General features: G+C 43.1%; 29 protein-coding genes. All 29 read left to right on the top strand.

Going from position 1 to position 23,282, the window contains the following annotated elements; all coding sequences use genetic code 11:
- Positions 1–10: 10 nt before the first annotated feature.
- Complete coding sequence (gene rplL, locus LCM10_RS19595) at positions 11–370, top strand: 50S ribosomal protein L7/L12 (RefSeq protein WP_224878106.1); 360 nt, start codon at positions 11–13, stop codon at positions 368–370.
- Between the two features lie 92 nt (positions 371–462).
- Complete coding sequence (locus LCM10_RS19590; protein WP_224878105.1) at positions 463–1,062, top strand: class I SAM-dependent methyltransferase; 600 nt, start codon at positions 463–465, stop codon at positions 1,060–1,062.
- Between the two features lie 241 nt (positions 1,063–1,303).
- A complete protein-coding gene (gene rpoB, locus LCM10_RS19585) occupies positions 1,304–4,861 on the top strand; it encodes a DNA-directed RNA polymerase subunit beta (protein ID WP_224878102.1) in 3,558 nt (1,185 codons plus the stop codon).
- A 51-nt stretch (positions 4,862–4,912) separates the two neighbouring features.
- Complete coding sequence (gene rpoC, locus LCM10_RS19580) at positions 4,913–8,512, top strand: DNA-directed RNA polymerase subunit beta' (protein ID WP_224878100.1); 3,600 nt, start codon at positions 4,913–4,915, stop codon at positions 8,510–8,512.
- Positions 8,513–8,660: 148 nt separating this feature from the next.
- Complete coding sequence (locus LCM10_RS19575; protein WP_224878098.1) at positions 8,661–8,909, top strand: 50S ribosomal protein L7ae-like protein; 249 nt, start codon at positions 8,661–8,663, stop codon at positions 8,907–8,909.
- 99 nt (positions 8,910–9,008) lie between these two features.
- A complete protein-coding gene (gene rpsL, locus LCM10_RS19570; protein WP_032085266.1) occupies positions 9,009–9,431 on the top strand; it encodes a 30S ribosomal protein S12 in 423 nt (140 codons plus the stop codon).
- A 44-nt stretch (positions 9,432–9,475) separates the two neighbouring features.
- A complete protein-coding gene (gene rpsG, locus LCM10_RS19565) occupies positions 9,476–9,946 on the top strand; it encodes a 30S ribosomal protein S7 (protein ID WP_034765993.1) in 471 nt (156 codons plus the stop codon).
- Between the two features lie 51 nt (positions 9,947–9,997).
- A complete protein-coding gene (gene fusA, locus LCM10_RS19560; RefSeq protein WP_224878096.1) occupies positions 9,998–12,076 on the top strand; it encodes an elongation factor G in 2,079 nt (692 codons plus the stop codon).
- Between the two features lie 130 nt (positions 12,077–12,206).
- On the top strand, positions 12,207–13,397 hold the full coding sequence (gene tuf, locus LCM10_RS19555; protein ID WP_224878094.1) for an elongation factor Tu: 1,191 nt from the start codon (positions 12,207–12,209) through the stop codon (positions 13,395–13,397).
- A gap of 1,175 nt (positions 13,398–14,572) precedes the next feature.
- Positions 14,573–14,881 (top strand): 30S ribosomal protein S10, encoded by a 309-nt coding sequence (gene rpsJ, locus LCM10_RS19550; protein ID WP_007085291.1) that lies wholly within the window; start codon positions 14,573–14,575, stop codon positions 14,879–14,881.
- Positions 14,882–14,915: 34 nt separating this feature from the next.
- Positions 14,916–15,548, top strand: a complete 633-nt coding sequence (rplC, locus tag LCM10_RS19545; protein WP_224878092.1) for a 50S ribosomal protein L3 — start codon at positions 14,916–14,918, stop codon at positions 15,546–15,548.
- Between the two features lie 30 nt (positions 15,549–15,578).
- Positions 15,579–16,202: a 50S ribosomal protein L4 gene (gene rplD / locus LCM10_RS19540; RefSeq protein WP_224878090.1), complete on the top strand. Its 624-nt coding sequence runs from the start codon at positions 15,579–15,581 to the stop codon at positions 16,200–16,202.
- Complete coding sequence (gene rplW / locus LCM10_RS19535; protein ID WP_224878088.1) at positions 16,202–16,486, top strand: 50S ribosomal protein L23; 285 nt, start codon at positions 16,202–16,204, stop codon at positions 16,484–16,486. The genes rplD and rplW overlap by 1 nt, the downstream gene beginning before the upstream one ends.
- A 30-nt stretch (positions 16,487–16,516) precedes the next feature.
- A complete protein-coding gene (rplB, locus tag LCM10_RS19530) occupies positions 16,517–17,347 on the top strand; it encodes a 50S ribosomal protein L2 (RefSeq protein WP_071617120.1) in 831 nt (276 codons plus the stop codon).
- A 60-nt stretch (positions 17,348–17,407) separates the two neighbouring features.
- Entirely contained in the window at positions 17,408–17,686 is a 279-nt protein-coding gene (rpsS, locus tag LCM10_RS19525; protein ID WP_044340526.1) for a 30S ribosomal protein S19, read from the top strand.
- A gap of 19 nt (positions 17,687–17,705) precedes the next feature.
- Positions 17,706–18,047, top strand: coding sequence for a 50S ribosomal protein L22 (rplV, locus tag LCM10_RS19520; RefSeq protein ID WP_032085275.1), 342 nt, complete (start codon positions 17,706–17,708; stop codon positions 18,045–18,047).
- 3 nt (positions 18,048–18,050) lie between these two features.
- A complete protein-coding gene (gene rpsC / locus LCM10_RS19515; RefSeq protein WP_224878086.1) occupies positions 18,051–18,707 on the top strand; it encodes a 30S ribosomal protein S3 in 657 nt (218 codons plus the stop codon).
- A gap of 2 nt (positions 18,708–18,709) precedes the next feature.
- Entirely contained in the window at positions 18,710–19,144 is a 435-nt protein-coding gene (gene rplP, locus LCM10_RS19510; protein WP_032085277.1) for a 50S ribosomal protein L16, read from the top strand.
- Positions 19,134–19,337, top strand: coding sequence for a 50S ribosomal protein L29 (rpmC, locus tag LCM10_RS19505; RefSeq protein ID WP_032085278.1), 204 nt, complete (start codon positions 19,134–19,136; stop codon positions 19,335–19,337). The genes rplP and rpmC overlap by 11 nt, the downstream gene beginning before the upstream one ends.
- Before the next feature lie 20 nt (positions 19,338–19,357).
- Positions 19,358–19,621, top strand: a complete 264-nt coding sequence (gene rpsQ, locus LCM10_RS19500) for a 30S ribosomal protein S17 (protein WP_032085279.1) — start codon at positions 19,358–19,360, stop codon at positions 19,619–19,621.
- Positions 19,622–19,666: 45 nt separating this feature from the next.
- Positions 19,667–20,035 (top strand): 50S ribosomal protein L14, encoded by a 369-nt coding sequence (gene rplN / locus LCM10_RS19495; protein ID WP_032085280.1) that lies wholly within the window; start codon positions 19,667–19,669, stop codon positions 20,033–20,035.
- A 36-nt stretch (positions 20,036–20,071) separates the two neighbouring features.
- On the top strand, positions 20,072–20,383 hold the full coding sequence (rplX, locus tag LCM10_RS19490) for a 50S ribosomal protein L24 (RefSeq protein WP_224878084.1): 312 nt from the start codon (positions 20,072–20,074) through the stop codon (positions 20,381–20,383).
- Positions 20,384–20,409: 26 nt separating this feature from the next.
- Positions 20,410–20,949 (top strand): 50S ribosomal protein L5, encoded by a 540-nt coding sequence (gene rplE, locus LCM10_RS19485; protein WP_224878082.1) that lies wholly within the window; start codon positions 20,410–20,412, stop codon positions 20,947–20,949.
- A 24-nt stretch (positions 20,950–20,973) separates the two neighbouring features.
- A complete protein-coding gene (locus LCM10_RS19480) occupies positions 20,974–21,159 on the top strand; it encodes a type Z 30S ribosomal protein S14 (RefSeq protein WP_010191505.1) in 186 nt (61 codons plus the stop codon).
- 30 nt (positions 21,160–21,189) lie between these two features.
- Positions 21,190–21,588, top strand: coding sequence for a 30S ribosomal protein S8 (gene rpsH, locus LCM10_RS19475; protein ID WP_032085283.1), 399 nt, complete (start codon positions 21,190–21,192; stop codon positions 21,586–21,588).
- A 30-nt stretch (positions 21,589–21,618) separates the two neighbouring features.
- Positions 21,619–22,158 (top strand): 50S ribosomal protein L6, encoded by a 540-nt coding sequence (gene rplF / locus LCM10_RS19470; RefSeq protein WP_224878080.1) that lies wholly within the window; start codon positions 21,619–21,621, stop codon positions 22,156–22,158.
- A gap of 33 nt (positions 22,159–22,191) precedes the next feature.
- Positions 22,192–22,554: a 50S ribosomal protein L18 gene (gene rplR / locus LCM10_RS19465; protein WP_224878078.1), complete on the top strand. Its 363-nt coding sequence runs from the start codon at positions 22,192–22,194 to the stop codon at positions 22,552–22,554.
- A gap of 22 nt (positions 22,555–22,576) precedes the next feature.
- Positions 22,577–23,077 carry a 30S ribosomal protein S5 gene (rpsE, locus tag LCM10_RS19460; protein ID WP_224878076.1) on the top strand — a complete coding sequence of 167 codons (501 nt, stop codon included), beginning with the start codon at positions 22,577–22,579 and terminating at the stop codon, positions 23,075–23,077.
- A 13-nt stretch (positions 23,078–23,090) separates the two neighbouring features.
- Positions 23,091–23,273 carry a 50S ribosomal protein L30 gene (gene rpmD, locus LCM10_RS19455; RefSeq protein WP_224878074.1) on the top strand — a complete coding sequence of 61 codons (183 nt, stop codon included), beginning with the start codon at positions 23,091–23,093 and terminating at the stop codon, positions 23,271–23,273.
- The last annotated feature ends 9 nt before the right edge of the window (positions 23,274–23,282 follow it).

Genomic DNA, 23,282 nt, shown 5'->3' with positions numbered 1-23,282 from the left:
GAAATATAAAATGAGTAAAGAGCAAATCATTGATGCGATTAAAGAAATGTCCGTTCTTGAATTGAACGATCTAGTAAAAGCTATCGAAGAAGAATTCGGAGTAACTGCTGCTGCACCTGTAGCTGTAGCTGGTGGCGGAGCAGAAGCTGCTGCTGAAAAAACTGAATTTGACGTTGTTCTTGAGAGCGCTGGTTCTCAAAAGATCAAAGTTATCAAAGTTGTTCGCGAAATCACAGGTCTTGGCCTTAAAGAAGCGAAAGAACTTGTTGACAACACTCCAAAACCACTTAAAGAAGGCGTTTCTAAAGAGGAAGCTGAAGAACTTAAAGCTAAACTTGAAGAAGTTGGAGCTGGCGTAGAAGTTAAGTAATAATTGCATAGAAGAAAAGCTCGCTTTATAAGCGGGCTTTTTTCTTCTTTTGGTTATAGCTTTTAAGCCATGTAAAAGATGGAGGTGTAATAATGACTAATCACTATTATTCCAGCAAGCCGGAAGTGGAGAGTAATCCTCAGACGATCCGATTTGAATTGCGCGGGCATTCCCTTCAGTTCAAAACGGACCAGGGTGTCTTTTCGAAAAGGGAAGTGGATTTCGGTTCGAGGACATTGATTGAAACGTTCGAGTTGCCACAAACAGAAGGTAGCATATTGGATGTCGGATGTGGTTATGGCCCGATCGGCCTGTCTTTGGCGAAAGATTTTAAAGATCGGACGATCCATATGATCGATGTGAACGAAAGGGCGCTTGACCTTGCGGGTGAAAACGCAAAGGTGAATCGGATTGATAATGTTCGTATTTATCAAAGCGATCGCTACGCAAATGTAAGCGAAAAGAGTTTTGCGGCAATCTTGACGAACCCTCCGATCAGGGCGGGTAAGGAAATTGTCCACTCCATCCTATCTGGGAGCTATGACCACTTGGCTGAAAATGGTGAACTATGGGTCGTTATCCAAAAGAAACAAGGCGCTCCATCCGCCATGGATAAAATGGAAGAATTGTTTTCAAATGTGGAAGTCGTTGCGAAGAAAAAAGGCTACTACATCCTGAAATCGATAAAATAAATCCGTTGACGTAGCTATGGGGCTATGATAACATTATAAAATGCAAAAATATTATTTTCCGGTATTGTGTCCATATGTATACATATTGGATAAATTGGAAAAGATTATAAAATAATAGTTCGTCATATGAAAATGAGGTTTTATCATTAAAACCCTTTTTCTTTTTGTCTTGTGTAGAGTGGTAAACTCTACTATAGACATATAGACACAACCAAAACGCTTGATTTGAGGGGTGAATCAGTTGACAGGTCAACTAGTTCAGTATGGACGACACCGCCAACGCAGAAGTTTTGCGCGTATCAGTGAAGTTTTAGAATTGCCGAATTTAATCGAAATTCAAACTTCCTCGTATCAATGGTTTCTTGATGAGGGGTTAAGAGAAATGTTCCGTGACATTTCTCCGATTGAGGACTTCACTGGTAATCTCTCTTTAGAATTTATTGATTATAGTCTGGGAGAGCCAAAGTACTCGGTGGAAGAATCAAAGGAAAGAGATGTAACTTACTCTGCGCCGCTTAGGGTGAAAGTCCGTCTTGTGAATAAGGAAACTGGAGAAGTGAAAGATCAAGACGTATTTATGGGTGACTTCCCGCTTATGACAGATACAGGTACATTTGTCATTAACGGAGCTGAACGTGTAATCGTTTCTCAGCTTGTACGTTCACCTAGTGTGTACTTCAGCGGAAAAGTAGATAAGAACGGAAAGAAAGGGTTTACTGCTACCGTTATACCAAACCGCGGAGCTTGGCTTGAGTATGAAACAGATGCTAAAGATGTTGTTTATGTGCGAATTGATCGAACTCGCAAACTGCCGGTAACGGTTCTTTTACGTGCCCTTGGGTTTGGCTCTGATCAAGAAATCATCGATCTGATCGGTGACAATGAGTACATTCGTAACACGCTCGAGAAAGACAACACGGAAGGTATCGACAAGGCATTGCTCGAGATTTACGAGCGTCTGCGTCCGGGAGAACCTCCTACAGTAGAAAATGCTAAAAGTTTACTCGTTTCACGTTTCTTTGATCCAAAGCGTTATGACTTGGCAAACGTTGGACGTTATAAGATGAATAAAAAGCTTCACATTAAGAACCGATTATTCGGCCAGACTCTAGCAGAAACTCTAGCAGATCCGGAAACGGGAGAGATTCTAGCAGAGAAAGGTACGGTTCTTGACCGCCGTGCACTTGATAAGATCATCCCATATTTAGAAGAGGGTATCGGTTTCAAGTCATACCAACAATCCGGCGGTGTATTGGAGGAAGATGTCACTCTCCAATCTATCAAGATTTACTCTCCTAATGAAGAAGGGGAGCACGAGATCAATGTGATCAGCAATGCGTATGTAGAAGAAGAAGTTAAATACATCACGCCTGCTGATATCATTTCTTCTATCTCTTATTTCTTCAATTTATTACATGGAGTAGGATTCACTGACGATATCGACCACTTGGGTAACCGTCGTTTACGTTCGGTTGGCGAATTGCTTCAGAATCAGTTCCGTATCGGTCTATCCCGTATGGAGCGTGTTGTACGTGAAAGGATGTCCATCCAGGATACCAACACAATCACGCCTCAACAGCTGATCAATATCCGTCCGGTTATCGCATCAATCAAAGAATTCTTCGGAAGCTCACAGCTTTCTCAATTCATGGACCAAACGAATCCATTAGCGGAATTGACGCACAAACGTCGTCTATCCGCACTTGGGCCTGGTGGTCTGACTCGTGAACGTGCCGGCTTCGAAGTACGTGACGTTCACTATTCCCACTATGGTCGTATGTGTCCGATCGAAACACCAGAGGGTCCGAACATCGGACTGATCAACTCACTTTCTTCCTTTGCGAAAGTGAATAAATTTGGATTCATTGAAACACCTTATCGTCGCGTTGATCCTGATACAGGTAAAGTAACCGATCGTATCGATTACTTGACGGCGGACGAAGAAGACAACTATGTAGTGGCTCAGGCGAATGCGCGCCTAGGAGACGATGGTTCATTCCTTGATGAAGAAGTCATCGCACGTTTCCGTGGTGAGAACACAGCCATCAAACGTGAGCGCCTTGACTACATGGACGTATCACCTAAACAAGTAGTATCAGCTGCGACAGCATGTATTCCTTTCTTGGAAAACGATGACTCCAACCGTGCCCTGATGGGAGCGAACATGCAACGTCAAGCAGTCCCTCTTATGAACCCAGAGTCCCCGATTGTCGGAACTGGTATGGAACACGTATCAGCGAAAGACTCAGGAGCTGCGGTCATCTGTAAGCATGAAGGTATTGTGGAAAAGGTTGAAGCGAAACAAGTTTGGGTACGTCGTGTGAAAGAAATCGATGGTCAGGAAGTAAAAGGTGACCTCGATAAATATCGTATGCAAAAATTCATCCGTTCTAACCAAGGTACATGTTACAACCAGCGTCCGATCGTAAGTGAAGGCGACCGTGTGGTAAAAGGTGAAATCCTTGCTGATGGTCCTTCCATGGAAAAAGGTGAACTTGCCTTAGGTCGTAACGTAATGGTCGGTTTCATGACTTGGGACGGTTACAACTATGAAGATGCGATCATCATGAGTGAACGTCTTGTGAAAGACGATGTATACACTTCAATCCATATTGAAGAATACGAGTCAGAGTCCCGCGATACAAAGCTTGGACCTGAAGAAATCACTCGTGATATTCCAAACGTCGGTGAAGATGCACTGCGCAATCTTGACGAACGTGGAATCATCCGCATCGGTGCAGAAGTGAAAGACGGCGACTTGCTCGTCGGTAAAGTAACGCCTAAAGGTGTAACGGAGCTAACTGCTGAAGAACGCTTATTACATGCAATCTTCGGTGAGAAAGCCCGCGAAGTAAGGGATACGTCCCTTCGCGTACCGCATGGCGGCGGCGGAATCATCCTAGATGTGAAAGTCTTCAACCGTGAAGATGGCGACGAGTTACCACCAGGTGTCAACCAGTTGGTACGCGTCTACATCGTTCAGAAACGTAAGATTTCTGAAGGGGATAAGATGGCCGGTCGACATGGTAACAAGGGTGTTATCTCGAAGATCTTACCTGAAGAAGACATGCCGTATCTACCAGACGGTACACCGATCGATATCATGCTTAACCCACTAGGGGTACCATCACGTATGAACATCGGTCAGGTGCTTGAGCTTCACTTGGGTATGGCAGCTAGATATCTCGGTATCCACGTTGCTTCACCGGTATTCGATGGTGCGCGCGAGGAAGATGTTTGGTCTACAATCGAAGAAGCTGGCATGGCACGCGATGCCAAGACCGTTCTTTACGATGGTAGAACAGGTGAACCGTTTGATAACCGTGTATCGGTGGGGATCATGTACATGATCAAACTTGCCCACATGGTTGATGACAAGCTTCACGCACGTTCCACTGGTCCTTACTCACTTGTTACGCAACAGCCGCTTGGAGGTAAAGCCCAATTCGGTGGTCAGCGTTTCGGTGAGATGGAGGTATGGGCACTTGAAGCATATGGTGCCGCATATACACTGCAAGAAATCCTTACGGTTAAATCCGATGACGTTGTCGGCCGTGTGAAAACATACGAAGCCATCGTCAAAGGTGAAAACGTACCTGAGCCGGGAGTTCCGGAATCCTTCAAGGTTCTGATCAAAGAGCTTCAAAGTTTAGGTATGGATGTGAAAATCCTTTCAAGCACGGAAGAAGAAATCGAAATGCGTGACTTGGAAGATGAAGAAGAAGTACAACAAGCAGACACGCTAAATATCTCTGAATCTAATGCACAAGAATCCGAGACAGTAGGGTCAAAAGAATAAATTTAGAGCAAATAGGGTTAGAGCCTGTAGATTAAAAGGGAGGTAGGCCCCTTGCTAGATGTAAATAATTTTGAGTATATGAAAATTGGTTTAGCTTCCCCCGATAAGATCCGTTCATGGTCTTTCGGGGAAGTTAAAAAGCCCGAAACGATTAACTATCGTACATTAAAACCAGAAAAAGATGGTTTGTTCTGTGAACGTATCTTCGGTCCTACGAAGGACTGGGAATGTCACTGTGGTAAATACAAGCGTGTACGCTATAAAGGTGTCGTTTGTGACCGCTGTGGAGTTGAAGTGACGAAAGCAAAGGTTCGCCGTGAACGTATGGGTCACATCGAGCTTGCCGCTCCTGTCTCTCACATCTGGTACTTCAAAGGAATCCCAAGCCGTATGGGACTTGTCTTGGACATGTCCCCTCGTGCGTTGGAAGAAGTCATCTACTTCGCTTCCTATGTTGTAACAGAACCTGGTGATACGGCTCTTGAAAGAAAGCAACTGCTTTCAGAGAAGGAATACCGTGCTTACCGTGAAAAATATGGAGTCAAGTTCCAAGCTGCAATGGGTGCAGAAGCGATCAAAAAACTTCTGCAGGATATCGATCTTGACAAGGAAGCTGACTTCTTGAAAGAAGAGCTAAAAACTGCTCAAGGACAACGCCGTACCCGTGCAATCAAGCGCTTGGAAGTTGTCGAGTCATTCAGAAACTCAGGAAATGATCCTGATTGGATGATCCTTGATGTTCTTCCTGTCATCCCACCTGAACTTCGTCCGATGGTTCAGCTGGATGGAGGACGTTTCGCGACATCCGACTTGAACGATCTATATCGTCGTGTAATCAACCGTAACAACCGTTTAAAACGTTTATTGGATCTTGGTGCTCCAAGCATCATCGTGCAGAATGAGAAGCGTATGCTTCAAGAAGCTGTAGACGCTTTGATTGACAATGGTCGTCGTGGCCGTCCTGTAACAGGACCTGGTAACCGCCCGTTGAAATCTCTTTCTCACATGCTTAAAGGGAAACAAGGTCGTTTCCGTCAGAACCTTCTTGGTAAGCGTGTTGACTATTCTGGACGTTCTGTAATCGTTGTTGGACCTAATCTGAAGATGTATCAATGTGGACTTCCAAAAGAAATGGCACTTGAACTATTCAAGCCATTCGTCATGAAGGAACTCGTTGAAAAAGGATTGGCACACAACATCAAGAGTGCAAAACGCAAGATTGAACGCGTACAGCCGGAAGTATGGGATGTACTTGAAGAGGTAATCAAAGAGCATCCTGTTCTATTGAACCGTGCACCTACCCTTCACAGACTTGGTATTCAAGCATTTGAACCAACGCTTGTAGAAGGCCGTGCGATCCGTCTTCACCCACTTGTATGTACAGCATACAATGCGGACTTTGACGGTGACCAAATGGCGGTTCACGTACCTCTATCATCCGAAGCACAAGCTGAAGCGCGTATGCTGATGCTTGCGGCTCAAAACATCCTGAACCCTAAAGATGGTAAACCAGTCGTTACACCATCACAGGATATGGTATTAGGTAACTATTACCTGACTCTTGAACGTGAAAACGCAGTAGGGGAAGGCATGGTCTTCGCTGATGCTGATGAAGTATTGCTTGCATACCAAAATGGATATGCGCACTTGCATACCCGTATCGGAATTCATGCAGGAACACTTCAAAATAAAACGTTCACTGAAAAACAGAACAGTCAAATTCTATTAACGACGGTTGGTAAAGTGATCTTCAATGAAATCTTACCAGACTCCTTCCCGTTCATTAACGAACCGACTAAGTCGAACCTGGAAGAAGCAACTCCTGAGAAATACTTTGTCGATGCAGGCGTGGACATTAAAGAAGAGATCAAAAACCGTGAGTTGATCAATCCGTTCAAAAAAGGTTTCTTAGGAAACATCATTGCTGAAGTATTCAAGAAGTTCGCCATTACGGAAACTTCCCGAATGCTCGATAAAATGAAAGACCTAGGTTTCAAATATTCTTCTAAAGCCGGTATCACAGTCGGTATCGCCGATATCGTGGTACTAGCAGAAAAAGAAGAAATCCTAGTGGAAGCACAAAGTAAAGTGGACAACGTAATGAAGCAATTCAAACGTGGTCTGATTACTGAAGATGAGAGATACGATCGTGTCATCTCCATCTGGAGTGCAGCCAAAGATACAATCCAAGGTAAGCTGATGGCGACCCTTGACAAGCGCAACCCGATCTTCATGATGAGTGATTCCGGTGCCCGTGGTAACGCATCTAACTTCACTCAGCTTGCTGGTATGCGTGGTCTGATGGCCAACCCGGCTGGTCGTATCATTGAGTTACCGATCAAATCAAGTTTCCGTGAAGGTCTGACGGTACTTGAGTACTTCATCTCTACACACGGTGCCCGTAAAGGTCTTGCCGATACGGCACTTAAGACAGCTGACTCAGGTTACTTGACTCGTCGTCTTGTCGATGTAGCGCAGGATGTCATCGTACGTGAAGAAGACTGTGGAACAGATCGCGGCCTATTGGTCGGATCCATCAAAGAGGGAACCGAAATCATCGAGCCTCTTGAAGAGCGTCTGCTTGGTCGATACTCACGTAAGACATTACGCCACCCAGAGACAGATGAAATCCTTGTCGATGAAAATCAGTTGATCAATGAAGACTTAGCGAAAGTCATCGTAGATGCGGGTGTTGAACACGTTTCAATCCGTTCTGCGTTCACATGTAACACGCGTCATGGTGTCTGTGAGAAATGTTATGGAACCAACCTTGCTACTGGTCAAAAGGTAGAAGTTGGGGAAGCAGTCGGTATCATCGCTGCGCAATCAATCGGGGAGCCAGGTACACAGTTAACGATGCGTACATTCCATACCGGTGGGGTTGCCGGAGACGATATCACCCAAGGTTTACCGCGTATCCAAGAGATCTTCGAAGCGCGTAATCCTAAAGGTCAGGCTGTCATCTCGGAAATTGACGGTGTCATCACTTCCATCGGTGAAGGAAAAGACCGTCAATATGAAATCACGGTCCAAGGTGATGTGGAAACTAGAAGTTACACAGCTCCTTACACGGCTCGTCTGAAGTTCGCAGTCAACGACAAAGTTGCCCGAGGACAAGAGCTTACAGAAGGTTCGATCGATCCGAAAGAACTTCTTAAAGTCCGTGACGTGTCCGCCGTTCAAGAATACTTGCTGCGAGAAGTACAAAAAGTATACCGTATGCAAGGGGTTGAAATCGGTGATAAACACGTAGAGGTCATGGTACGTCAAATGCTTCGTAAAGTCCGTGTCATCGATGCCGGTGAAACAGAAGTGCTCCCAGGAACACTTATGGATATCCACCAGTTCAGAGATGCGAACGAGAACGCATTGCTCAACGGAAGCATTCCAGCTACAGGTAGACCTGTACTGCTTGGAATCACTAAAGCTTCCCTTGAAACGGATTCCTTCCTATCAGCAGCTTCATTCCAAGAAACAACTCGCGTGTTGACGGATGCTGCGATCAAAGGAAAACGTGACGAATTACTAGGCTTGAAAGAAAATGTCATCATTGGTAAACTTGTTCCTGCTGGTACAGGAATGCAGCGTTACCGCAAGGCTGAACCTGTTCTAGCTGAAGAATCAAGCGAAGAAACAGTGACAGTGGAGTAATCAAATATGGCTAACTCTTAGTTTGGTGAATGCCATCTAAGAGTTAGCTTTTATAAATCTTTTATTTCGATGTTGACATAGAAATTTTAAGATGATAATATATTCAAGGTTGCTCCTATTAATAACCTGCTACTTTGGAGGATATGAAATGTCTTATGAAAAAGTATCACAGGCGAAAGAAATTATTGTAGGGACAAAGCAAGCAGTGAAAGCATTGAAGAATGGTCATGTACTGGAAGTTGTTATCGCGGAAGATGCTGATCCCAAGGTAATAGCCAGAGTGGTGCAGACCGCTAAAGATTCCGATATACCGGTTAACAAAGTGGATTCGATGAAGAAGCTTGGTAAATCGTGCGGGATCGATGTAGGTGCGGCAGCTGTTGCGATTATACAGTAAAATAGTTTTTGTAGACTATATCTGCAAAAACTTTACTTTTACCCAAAAATGATCCACCTGGATGTGTGGGCTTACCAAGTAAGAAGGGAGGAAAACAAAATGCCAACTATTAACCAATTAGTTCGCAAGCCTCGTCAGTCAAAATCTACTAAGTCTAAGTCACCAGCACTTAACAAAGGTTACAACAGCTTTAAGAAAGTGCACACGAACTTGTCTTCTCCACAAAAACGTGGTGTATGTACTCGTGTAGGTACAATGACTCCAAAGAAACCGAACTCGGCGCTACGTAAATATGCTCGTGTTCGTTTGACTAATGGAATCGAGGTTACTGCTTACATTCCTGGTATCGGGCACAACCTTCAAGAGCACAGTGTCGTGCTTATCCGTGGAGGACGTGTAAAAGATTTACCAGGGGTACGTTATCATATCGTACGTGGTGCGCTTGATACAGCTGGAGTTGAAGGCCGTATGCAAGGACGTTCTAAATACGGAACGAAGCGCCCTAAAGCAGCTAAAAAATAATAAAACAACAATAAATTCATTTCTCGTTGAAAGGAGGAAATCACATGCCACGTAAAGGTCCTGTAGCAAAAAGAGACGTTTTACCTGATCCAATGTACAATTCTAAATTAGTTACTCGTTTAATCAACAAAATCATGATTGACGGTAAAAGAGGTAAAGCTCAAAAGAAATTATACGCTGCGTTTGATATCATCAGCGAGCGTTCTGGGAAAGATGCAATGGAAGTATTCGATGCAGCTTTGAAAAATATCATGCCGGTATTAGAAGTTAAAGCTCGTCGTGTTGGTGGTTCAAACTACCAAGTACCTGTTGAGGTTCGCCCTGAGCGTCGTACGACTTTAGGTCTTCGTTGGTTAGTAAACTACTCTCGTCTTCGCGGTGAGAAGACTATGGAAGAGCGTTTAGCTAACGAAATCCTAGATGCAGCTAACAACACTGGTGCTTCTGTTAAGAAGCGTGAAGATACACACAAGATGGCTGAAGCGAACAAAGCGTTTGCTCACTATCGTTGGTAATCTTTTGTTCAACAAACAAATCATACTCATATAAGGAAGGAGAAAGACCACATGCCAAGAGAGTTCTCCTTAGAAAACACTCGTAATATCGGTATCATGGCTCACATCGATGCCGGTAAAACAACTGCAACTGAGCGTATCCTATTCTATACTGGTCGTATCCATAAGATTGGAGAAACTCACGAAGGTGCTTCTCAAATGGACTGGATGGAGCAGGAGCAAGAGCGTGGAATCACGATCACATCTGCTGCGACAACAGCTCAATGGAAAGGCCATCGTATCAACATCATCGATACACCAGGACACGTAGACTTCACTGTTGAAGTTGAACGTTCACTTCGTGTACTTGATGGTGCGGTAGCAGTGCTTGATGCTCAATCTGGTGTTGAGCCTCAAACAGAAACAGTTTGGCGCCAAGCTACAACATACGGGGTTCCTCGTGTAGTGTTCGTTAACAAAATGGACAAAATCGGTGCTGACTTCCTTTACTCTGTAAAAACTCTTCATGAGCGTTTACAAGCAAATGCACACCCAATTCAGCTTCCTATCGGTGCTGAAGATGAGTTCGAAGGTATCATCGACCTAGTAGAAATGAAAGCTTACTACTATGAAGATGATCTTGGAACTCGTGCTGAAGCTCGTGACATCCCTGATGAGTACAAAGATCAAGCTGAGGAATACCGTGGAAAACTAATCGAAGCGGTTTCTGAACTTGATGAAGAGTTAATGATGAAATACCTAGAAGGTGAAGAGCTTTCTAATGAAGAGATCAAAGCTGCAATCCGTGCGGCTACACTAACTGTTGAGTTCTACCCAGTAGTTTGTGGATCTGCTTTCAAAAACAAAGGTGTTCAATTACTAATTGACTCTGTTATTGATTATCTTCCAGCACCAACAGATGTTGAAGATATCAAAGGTTTTGTTCCTGATACAGAAGAAGAAGTAACTCGTCCATCTTCAGACGACGCGCCATTCTCTGCATTAGCGTTCAAAGTTGCAACTGACCCTTATGTTGGTAAGTTGACATTCTTCCGTGTGTACTCTGGTATCTTAGAGTCAGGTTCATACGTAAGAAACTCTTCAAAAGGCAAGCGTGAGCGTGTAGGACGTATCCTACAAATGCACGCGAACTCCCGTGAAGAGATCTCTAGCGTTTATGCTGGAGATATCGCAGCGGCAGTTGGTCTTAAAGACACAGGTACTGGTGATACTCTATGTGATGAAAAGAATCTTGTTATTCTTGAATCAATGGTGTTCCCAGAGCCAGTTATCTCACTATCTGTTGAGCCTAAGTCTAAGGCCGACCAAGATAAGATGACTACAGCGCTTCAAAAACTTCAAGAGGAAGATCCTACATTCCGCGCTCACACTGACCAGGAAACTGGACAGGTTATCATCGCGGGTATGGGTGAGCTTCACTTAGATATCATCGTTGACCGTATGAAACGTGAATTCAAAGTAGAAGCTAACGTTGGTGCTCCTCAAGTATCTTACCGTGAAACATTCCGTGACACGGCAAGAGTTGAAGGTAAATTTGCTCGTCAATCTGGTGGACGTGGACAATTCGGACACGTTTGGATCGAGTTCGCTCCAAACGAAGAAGGTAAAGGTTTCGAATTCGAAAACGCAATCGTCGGTGGGGTTGTTCCTCGTGAATACATCCCTGCAGTACAAGCTGGTCTTGAAGATGCACTAGATAATGGTGTATTAGCAGGATTCCCACTTGTTGATGTTAAAGCAAAATTATTCGATGGTTCATACCATGATGTTGACTCCTCTGAAATGGCGTTTAAGATCGCTGCTTCAATGGCACTTAAGAATGCTGCTTCTAAATGTAAGCCGGTAATCCTTGAGCCAATGATGAAGGTAGAGGTTGTTATCCCTGAGGAATACCTTGGAGATATCATGGGTGACGTAACTTCCCGTCGTGGACGCGTAGAAGGTATGGAAGCACGCGGTAACGCTCAAGTCGTTAAAGCGTTCGTACCTCTATCAGAAATGTTTGGATATGCAACGTCTCTTCGTTCTAACACACAAGGACGTGGAACGTACTCCATGCACTTCGACCACTACGAAGAAGTACCTAAGTCGATTTCTGAAGAAATCATCAAAAAAAATAAAGGTGAATAATTGATTTATTCATCCTTATAAAGTATAACTACTATTGTAAGCTTGAACATTTTCAGGAGTGGAGCAATCCGCTTCTGAAAATAACCTAACAATATACTTATTTCTTTTAAATTCAAAGGAGGATTTTCAAATGGGTAAGGAAAAATTTGATCGTTCCAAGCAACATGCGAATATCGGTACAATCGGTCACGTTGACCACGGTAAAACAACTCTAACAGCTGCAATCACAACTACACTTCACAAGAAGTATGGTCGTGGAACTGCAATGGCTTATGACCAAATCGATGGTGCTCCAGAAGAAAGAGAGCGTGGAATCACAATCTCTACTGCACACGTTGAGTACGAAACTGACACTCGTCACTATGCACACGTTGACTGCCCAGGACACGCTGACTATGTTAAAAACATGATCACTGGTGCTGCGCAAATGGACGGTGGAATCCTAGTAGTATCTGCTGCTGATGGTCCAATGCCACAAACTCGTGAGCACATCCTTCTTTCTCGTCAAGTAGGTGTACCTTACCTAGTTGTATTCATGAACAAATGTGACATGGTAGACGACGAAGAGCTACTTGAACTAGTAGAAATGGAAGTACGTGACCTTCTTTCTGAGTACGATTTCCCTGGTGATGACGTACCAGTAATCAAAGGTTCTGCTCTTAAAGCTCTAGAAGGAGATCCTGAGTGGGAAGCGAAAATCTTCGAACTTATGGAAGCTGTAGATAGCTACATCCCAACTCCAGAGCGTGACACTGAAAAGCCATTCATGATGCCAGTTGAGGACGTATTCTCAATCACTGGTCGTGGTACAGTTGCTACTGGACGTGTTGAGCGTGGACAAGTTAAAGTCGGTGACGAAATCGAAATCATCGGTATCAACGAAGAGTCTAAAAAGACTACTGTTACAGGTGTAGAAATGTTCCGTAAGCTTCTTGACTATGCTGAAGCTGGAGACAACATCGGTGCGCTACTTCGTGGTGTATCCCGTGACGATATCCAACGTGGTCAAGTACTTGCTAAACCAGGTACAATCACTCCACACACAAAGTTCAAAGCAGAAGTTTATGTTCTTTCTAAAGAAGAAGGTGGACGTCACACTCCATTCTTCACTAACTACCGCCCTCAGTTCTACTTCCGTACAACTGACGTAACTGGTATCTGTAACCTTCCTGAAGGTGTAGAAATGGTTATGCCTGGCGATAACATCGAAATGACTGTTGAGCTTATCGCTCCAATCGCAATCGAAGAAGGTACTAAGTTCTCTATCCGTGAGGGTGGACGTACTGTAGGTGCTGGAGTAGTTGCAACTATCCAAGAATAATCTCGATTATTCAAAAAACAGGTGGACATCTTGTCCGCCTGTTTTTTTATGTATTGGTGCCTCTGAGTTTTTCGGTTAAGCATTATGCTGGTGTAGTGTAGGCTTGTCTGTTTTTAGCTAATGAGCGAGACGCTGTATGTTCGATTGAGTTTTTTCGGAAGGTTTGGCGGTGATGGGGGATTGCATGGCCTGTAGTTTGGGTTGGAGAATGTGTTTTTAGTTGTTTATATGATCAAAAGTTGGGATATATGCTCTTGATGTCGTATATATGCTCTAAACTCGAGGCTTAGGCTGCTGATCCGGAATATATGCTCTTAATATTAGATTTATGCTCCTATTCCGGGATATATGCTCTTAATATCGGATATATGCTCCTAATCTGGAATATATGCTCCTAATATCGAATTTATGCTCCTTAACCAAGTATTGGGTATTAATAACGGATATAAGTTAAAAACTCGGATTGTTTGCTGCTAATCCGGGGGGGATAAGCTCCAAAATGGAGATATATGCTCGAAATATCGGATTTATGCTCCAAACTCAGGATATATGCTCCCATTACCGGTTTTATGCTCCAAACTCAGAAAATATGCTCCAAATATCGGATTTATGCTCCAAACTCAGGATATAAGCTCCTAATCCCGGTTTTGTGCTCCAAACTCAGAATATATGCTCCAAACCCAGAATACCTTATCCAAATCTCTAACATCAGCTCCGATCCACAAACTCACACTCGTAACCAAAACTCCATACCCATCTAACCTAAACACTAATTCACTAACCAAACTTCAATCCAACCAAATAAAACGCCACTCGATCCAAGAAAACCAACCCAAAATCTCAACCACAAACCGACTTTCTTCTATATATATAAACCATATATATAAACCACACAATCAACGACTAACCAACCCATTATTAAATATTGTGAAAACTCCTCACCCACTTGATAAACACACGTGCACTTTGTATAATAGAGAAAGTGTGCGAAACATATAGATTTTGTAAGAAACCCTTGCATCTTCTAGGTGTTTTAGTTATAATAGACAATGTTGGTCTTTGACTGCGATGAAATGGAAGGTTGCTGACACACCCGGCCGCTTTGCCATGGCGAGTGTGTGGGAAATTTCCATGGAGAATGTCTATTGAAAATAGGCGATAAAGGAGGGAAAATAATGGCAAAACAAAAGATTCGTATCCGTTTGAAGGCTTATGATCACAGGATTCTTGATCAATCAGCTGAGAAAATTGTAGAAACAGCAAAACGTTCTGGTGCGGCGGTTTCTGGACCGATCCCACTTCCAACTGAGAAGTCTGTTTACACAATCTTGCGTGCTGTGCACAAGTACAAAGATTCTCGTGAACAATTCGAAATGCGTACACACAAACGCTTAATCGACATTGTGAACCCGACACCACAAACAGTTGATGCGCTTATGCGTTTAGACTTACCATCTGGTGTAGATATCGAAATTAAACTTTAATTTATAAAACCACAATTAACAGGAGGTGTGACTTATGACCAAAGGAATCTTAGGAAGAAAGATCGGTATGACTCAAGTTTTCGCTGAAAACGGTGATCTTATCCCTGTAACAGTTATCGAAGCTGCTCAAAACGTTGTCCTTCAAAAGAAAACTACTGATGTTGATGGCTATGATGCAATCCAAGTAGGTTTTGAAGACAAACGCGACAAGCTTTCTAACAAGCCAGAGAAAGGCCACGTTGCTAAAGCTGAAACTGCTCCTAAGCGCTTCATCCGTGAAATCCGCGGTGTAAACGTAGAAGAGTACGAAGTTGGTCAAGAAGTCAAAGTTGATATTTTCGCTGCAGGCGATGTAGTAGATGTAACAGGAGTTTCAAAAGGGAAAGGTTTCCAAGGTGCGATCAAGCGTCATAACCAATCTCGCGGACCTATGTCTCACGGTTCTCGTTATCACCGTCGTCCTGGTTCAATGGGTCCTGTCGATCCGAACCGCGTATTCAAAGGTAAATTACTACCTGGACGCATGGGTGGAGAACAAATTACGATTCAAAACCTTGAAATCGTAAAAGTGGATGCAGAACGCAACCTGATCTTAGTTAAAGGTAATGTACCTGGACCTAAGAAACAACTTATCAAAGTAAAAACGGCTGTCAAAGCAGCTAAATAATAGAACTTTTCAAGAAAGGAGGAAATAAGAATGCCGAAAGTAGCATTATTTAACCAAACAGGTTCTAAAGTCGGTGATATCGAACTTAATGATTCTGTATTTGGTATTGAACCAAACAAACATGTACTGTTTGAAGCAGTATTAATGCAAAGAGCTTCTTTACGTCAAGGAACTCATAAAGTAAAAAATCGTTCTGAAGTACGTGGCGGTGGGCGTAAGCCTTGGCGTCAAAAGGGAACAGGTCGTGCTCGTCAAGGGTCAATCCGTTCTCCACAATGGCGCGGTGGTGGTACTGTATTTGGACCAGTTCCACGCAGCTACAGCTACAAATTACCTAAGAAAGTTCGTCGCTTAGCGATCAAATCTGCTCTTTCTTCTAAAGTAGTAGAAGAGAACATCTTAGTACTGGAAGCATTATCATTCGATGCTCCTAAAACAAAAGAATTTGCTAACGTTCTTAAAGGTCTTTCACTTAACGCTAAAACATTAGTCGTTACTGATGGAGTGGACGAAAACGTAGCACTTTCAGCTCGTAACATCCCTGGTGTGACTGTTGTTCCTGCAGATGGAATCAGCGTTCTTGATGTATTAGGACACGACAAACTAGTGATGACTAAATCAGCTGTTGAAAAAGTAGAGGAGGTGCTTGCATAATGGATGTACGTGAAATCATTAAGCGCCCCGTAATTACAGAAGCTTCTACAGATCTTATGTCTGAGAAAAAGTATACGTTCGAAGTTGATACTAGAGCGAACAAAACTCAAGTTAAAGACGCTGTTGAAGAAATCTTTGACGTAAAAGTCGAAAAAGTTAACATCATGAACTACAAAGGCAAATTCAAGCGCATGGGTCGCCACGCTGGTTACACTAACAAGCGTCGTAAAGCGATCGTAAAGCTTACTGCTGACAGTAAAGAAATCGAATTCTTTGAAGTATAATTCACTTAATTAAGAAGAGGAGGGAAAAACATGGCGATTAAAAAGTACAAACCTACCTCTAATGGTCGTCGCGGTATGACTTCATCTGATTTCGCTGAAATCACGACGGATTCTCCGGAAAAGTCACTTTTAGCACCCCTGCACAAAAAGGGTGGCCGTAACAACCAAGGTAAGTTAACAGTTCGTCATCAAGGCGGCGGTCATAAGCGTCAATACCGTATCATCGATTTCAAACGTGATAAAGATGGTATACCTGGACGCGTTGCTACGGTCGAATACGATCCAAACCGCTCTGCAAACATTGCACTAATCAACTACGCTGATGGAGAAAAGCGTTACATCCTTGCACCTAAGTCAATCGAAGTAGGTATGGAAGTAATGTCTGGTCCAGAAGCAGATATCAAAGTAGGTAATGCGTTACCACTTATCAACATCCCTGTTGGTACAGTAGTACACAATATCGAACTTAAACCAGGTAAAGGTGGTCAGCTAGTACGTTCTGCTGGTACATCTGCTCAAGTACTTGGTAAAGAAGGTAAATACGTTCTAGTTCGTCTTAACTCTGGTGAGACTCGTATGATCCTTTCTGCTTGCCGCGCTACTGTAGGTCAAGTTGGAAATGAACAGCACGAACTTATCAACATTGGTAAAGCTGGACGTTCTCGCTGGTTAGGTAAGCGCCCAACTGTTCGTGGTTCTGTAATGAACCCTAACGATCACCCACACGGTGGTGGTGAAGGACGTGCGCCAATCGGACGTAAATCACCAATGTCTCCATGGGGCAAACCTACTCTTGGATTCAAGACACGTAAGAAGAACAACAAATCAGATAAATTTATTGTGCGTCGTCGCAAAAAATAACGGGGTTGAACTACGGTTCGCTTCCAGAGCCGTAGCACAATCACGAAGGGAGGTTCAAACATGGGTCGTAGCTTAAAAAAAGGACCTTTTGTTGATGATCATTTAATGAATAAGATCGAGAAATTGAACGAAACTGAAGGCAAACAAGTTGTTAAGACTTGGTCTCGTCGTTCAACGATCTTCCCAGCATTCATCGGTCACACTATCGCAGTTTACGATGGTCGTAAACATGTACCTGTATACGTCACTGAAGACATGGTAGGTCACAAGCTTGGTGAATTCGCACCATCTCGTACTTACAAAGGTCATGCAAGTGATGATAAGAAAACAAGACGCTAATTGAGAGGAGGGTATCCTAATGCAAGCAAAAGCTGTTGCTAGAACAGTACGTATTGCTCCTCGTAAAGTACGTTTAGTCATCGATCTAATCCGAGGTAAGCAAGTTGGAGAAGCAGTTGCGATTCTTAAGCACACGCCTAAGGCAGCTTCACCAGTCGTTGAAAAAGTACTTAAATCTGCTATCGCAAACGCAGAGCATAACTATGACATGGATATTAACAGCCTGATCGTTACTGAGGCTTATGTAAATGAAGGACCAACACTTAAACGTTTCCGTCCACGTGCGATGGGTCGTGCAAGTCAAATCAACAAACGTACAAGTCACATTACACTTGTAGTATCAGAAAAGAAGGAGGGATAATTCGTGGGTCAAAAAGTACATCCGGTCGGACTTCGTGTCGGAGTAATTCGTGATTGGGAATCTAAATGGTACGCAGATAAAGATTACGCAACACTTCTACACGAGGACTTAAAAGTACGTGAATATATTGCAAAACGTTTAGTAGACGCTTCCGTTTCTAAAGTTGAAATTGAACGCGCTGCAAACCGTATCAACATTACTGTTCATACGGCTAAACCTGGTATGGTTATCGGTAAAGGTGGTACTGAAGTTGAAGCTCTTCGTAAAGCTCTTAACGAACTTACTTCAAAACGTGTACACATCAATATCGTTGAAATCAAAAGAGCTGACGTTGATGCTAAACTAGTAGCAGAAAACATCGCTCGTCAACTTGAAAATCGTGTTTCATTCCGTCGTGCTCAAAAGCAAGCAATCCAACGTGCGATGCGTGCTGGTGCAAAAGGAATCAAAACTCAAGTTTCAGGTCGTCTAGGCGGAGCTGACATCGCTCGTGCTGAACACTACAGTGAAGGTACTGTTCCACTTCATACACTACGCGCTGACATTGACTATGCTCATGCAGAAGCTGACACAACTTATGGTAAGCTTGGTGTCAAAGTATGGATCTACCGTGGAGAAGTTCTTCCTACAAGAAAGAAATCTGAGGAAGGAGGCAAATAATTATGTTATTACCTAAACGCGTTAAACATCGTCGCGAACACCGTGGTAAAATGCGTGGGCGTGCTAAAGGCGGTCAAGAAGTTGCGTTCGGTGAATACGGTTTACAAGCTACTGAAGCTTCTTGGATCACTAACCGTCAAATCGAATCCGCTCGTATCGCTATGACTCGTTACATGAAACGTGGCGGTAAAGTATGGATTAAAATCTTCCCTCATAAACCTTACACTGCTAAACCTCTAGAAGTGCGAATGGGTTCTGGTAAAGGGGCTCCAGAAGGTTGGGTAGCAGTAGTTAAGCCTGGTAAAATCATGTTTGAAGTAGCTGGTGTTTCTGAAGAGGTTGCTCGTGAAGCTCTTCGTCTTGCAGCACACAAACTTCCTGTTAAATGCAAGTTTGTAAAACGAGAAGAAATTGGTGGTGAATCAAATGAAAACTAATGAAATTCGTGACCTAACCACTGCCGAAATAGAACAAAAAGTCAAAACTCTGAAAGAAGAGTTATTTAACCTTCGCTTCCAACTTGCGACTGGACAACTTGAAAACACAGCTCGCATCCGTGAAGTCCGCAAAGGGATCGCTCGTATGAAAACTGTAATCCGTGAAAGAGAGATCGGGGTTAACAATCGATAAATGAGAGGAGGTTTGCTTAAATGAGTGACCGCAACCAACGTAAGGTTTACACTGGCCGTGTTGTTTCCGACAAAATGGATAAAACAGTAACGGTTATGGTAGAAACTTATAAAAAGCATTCTCTATACGGCAAGCGCGTAAAGTACTCTAAGAAGTTTAAAACTCATGATGAGAACAACGAAGCAAAAGTAGGCGATATCGTACGTATCATGGAGACTCGTCCACTATCTGCTACGAAACGTTTCCGTTTAGTAGAAGTTGTTGAAAAAGCAGTTATTATCTAATATATTTGCTCGGATAATGTTTTATTCCGAAGGGAGGTAACCTACATGATTCAACAAGAATCACGTTTAAAAGTTGCTGACAACTCTGGTGCTCGTGAAGTATTAACGATTAAAGTCCTTGGTGGTTCTGGACGCAAGACTGCCAATATCGGTGATGTAATCGTATGTACAGTAAAACAAGCAACACCAGGTGGCGTTGTTAAAAAAGGTGACGTAGTCAAAGCTGTAGTCGTTCGTACGAAATCAGGTGTACGCCGTCAAGACGGTACTTACATCAAATTCGACGAGAATGCATGTGTAATCATCCGTGACGATAAAGGCCCACGTGGTACTCGTATCTTCGGACCTGTTGCTCGTGAATTACGTGACAGCAACTTTATGAAAATTGTATCTTTAGCTCCAGAAGTTCTTTAATAGATTAGCATTGGCCAATCAAGGAGGTGCGATGAAATGCATGTGAAAAAAGGCGACAAAGTAGTGGTCATCACTGGGAAAGACAAAGGTAAGACAGGAACTGTTCTTGCTGCGTTCCCTAAGAAAGACCGAGTGCTTGTTGAAGGAATCAACGTTGTGAAAAAACACGCTAAGCCTTCACAGATGAACCCGCAAGGCGGAATCATCAGCCAGGAAGCATCTATCCACGTATCAAACGTTATGCTTCTAGATCCGAAATCTAACGAGGCAACTCGTGTAGGTTACAAAACGGATAACGGTAAAAAAGTACGTGTAGCAAAAAAATCAGGTGAAGTTCTAGATAAATAGTACGATTAAGAAGGGAGGTATTCTGAATGAACCGCCTAAAAGAAAAATTCCAAAGTGAAATCAGCCCAGCTCTAGTGAGCAAATTCAACTACAAATCAGTAATGGAAGTACCTAAAGTTGAAAAGATCGTTGTCAACATGGGTATCGGTGATGCAGTTCAAAACTCAAAGGCTCTTGATGTAGCAGTTGACGAATTGACTCAAATCACTGGTCAAAAACCAGTTGTAACGAAAGCTAAAAAATCTATCGCAGGCTTCCGTCTTCGTGAAGGTATGCCGATCGGTGCAAAAGTTACTCTTCGCGGAGAGCGTATGTACCAATTCTTAGATAAATTAATCTCTGTATCACTTCCACGTGTACGTGACTTCCGTGGTGTTTCTAAAAAAGCATTCGACGGTCGCGGTAACTACACTCTTGGTGTTAAAGAGCAATTGATTTTCCCTGAGATTGATTATGATAAAGTGTCAAAAGTACGTGGTATGGATATCGTTATCGTAACTACTGCTAAGACAGACGAAGAAGCTCGTGAGTTATTGACTCAAATCGGAATGCCATTCCAAAAGTAATCGCTATATAAGGGAGGCGAAAATGTGGCTAAAAAATCAATGATTGCGAAGCAAAAACGCACGCCAAAGCATAATGTTCAAGCGTACACACGTTGTGAACGTTGCGGACGTCCTCATTCAGTAATCCGTAAATTCAAGCTTTGCCGTATTTGTTTCCGTGAACTTGCATACAAGGGTCAGATTCCTGGCGTTAAGAAAGCTAGTTGGTAATACCCTATATTGGGAAGGAGGTAAATTATTATGACAATGACAGATCCAATTGCAGATTTGCTTACTCGCATCCGTAATGCGAACATGGTTCGTCACGAAAGACTAGAAGTTCCTGCTTCTAACATCAAGAAAGAGATCGCTGAAATCCTCAAACGTGAAGGTTTCGTACGTGACGTAGAATATGTTGAAGATAACAAACAAGGTGTTATCCGCATTTTCTTGAAATATGGAGCAAACAACGAGCGCGTAATCACTGGATTAAAGCGTATCTCTAAACCAGGTTTACGTGTATATGCAAAATCTACAGAAGTACCTAAAGTCCTTAACGGATTAGGTATCGCACTTGTTTCCACTTCTCAAGGTGTTTTAACTGATAAAGAAGCTCGTGCACAACAAGTGGGCGGAGAAGTATTAGCTTACGTTTGGTAATATTTTTTAAATGAATGGAGGTGCAACAGGATGTCACGTGTAGGAAAACAGCCTATCGAAATGCCATCTGACGTTACTCTTACAGTAGGTGAAGACAACCTAGTAACTGTAAAAGGACCTAAAGGTGAACTTTCTCGTACATTCAGTTCTGATATTAAAGTTGAATTAGAAGGTAACACAGTAACAGTTACGCGTCCTTCTGATGCAAAAGAACACCGCGCGTTACACGGTACAACTCGTGCCCTAATCGCGAACATGGTTGAAGGTGTATCTAAAGGATTCGAAAGAAATCTTGAGCTTGTCGGTGTAGGTTACCGTGCTCAAAAACAAGGTACTAAGCTTGTGCTTAACGTTGGGTACTCTCACCCAGTGGAAATCGAGCCTGAAACAGGAATCGAGATCGAAGTACCATCAAACACTAAGATCTCCATCAAAGGGATCGACAAAGAACGTGTTGGTGCATTAGCAGCTAACATTCGTGCAGTACGCTCTCCTGAGCCTTACAAAGGAAAAGGTATTCGCTACGAAGGTGAATATGTTCGTCGTAAAGAAGGTAAAACAGGTAAATAATGCCGCGTAGGCAAAAGAAAGGAGTGACCGTAGGTGATTACTAAGCCAGATAAGAACAAAACACGTAAGAAAAGACACGCTCGTGTACGTTCAAAAATTACTGGAACTGAAACTCGTCCTCGTCTGAACGTTTTCCGTTCTAACAAGAACATCTATGCTCAAATTATCGATGATATGAACGGTGTTACTCTTGCAAGTGCATCTTCAAAAGATAAAGATTTCGGATTAGAATCCACTGCAACTGTTGAAGCAGCTGCTAAAGTTGGAGAACTAGTTGCGAAACGTGCGGCAGAAAAAGGTGTTAAATCCGTAGTATTTGACCGTGGTGGATATTTATATCATGGCCGTATCAAAGCTCTAGCTGAATCAGCTCGTGAAAACGGCTTAGAATTTTAATTAAAAAGGAGGGACAATCCAGATGCGTCGTATTGATCCAAGCAAACTAGAATTTGAAGAACGCGTAGTTACAGTCAATCGTGTTGCGAAAGTTGTTAAAGGTGGACGTCGTTTCCGTTTCGCTGCTCTTGTAGTAGTAGGCGATAAAAACGGTCACGTCGGTTTCGGAACGGGTAAAGCCCAAGAGGTACCTGATGCAATCCGTAAAGCGATTGAAGATGCGAAAAAGAATCTTGTTGAAGTTCCTATGGTAGGAGGTACAACTCCTCACGTAGTAACTGGACGATTTGGTGCTGGTCAAATTCTTATCAAGCCTGCTTCTGCGGGTACGGGAATTATTGCTGGTGGACCTGTTCGTGCGGTACTAGAATTAGCAGGGGTACAAGATATCCTTTCTAAATCACTAGGATCCAACACTCCAATTAACATGGTTCGTGCAACAATCGAAGGTTTAAAACAATTAAAGCGTGCTGAAGACGTAGCTAAGTTACGTGGTAAGTCAGTAGAAGAACTACTAGGATAAGGGAGGGATAACGATGGCTAACAAACTAGAAATTACCCTCACTCGTAGTGTGATCGGTCGTCCTCAAGATCAACGTAAAACCGTTGAAGCTCTTGGACTTCGCAAAATGCATCAAACAGTTGAGCAACAAGATAACGCTGCTATCCGTGGAATGATCAACAAGGTTTCTCACCTTGTGACGGTAACAGAAAAATAATCGATTCGT

Origin of the sequence: Rossellomorea aquimaris, from assembly GCF_020171925.1 — a bacterium.
Classification (GTDB): domain Bacteria; phylum Bacillota; class Bacilli; order Bacillales; family Bacillaceae_B; genus Rossellomorea; species Rossellomorea aquimaris_F.
The sequence above is the reverse complement of the archived record's forward strand: the minus strand, read 5'-3'. Positions and strand labels throughout refer to the sequence as shown.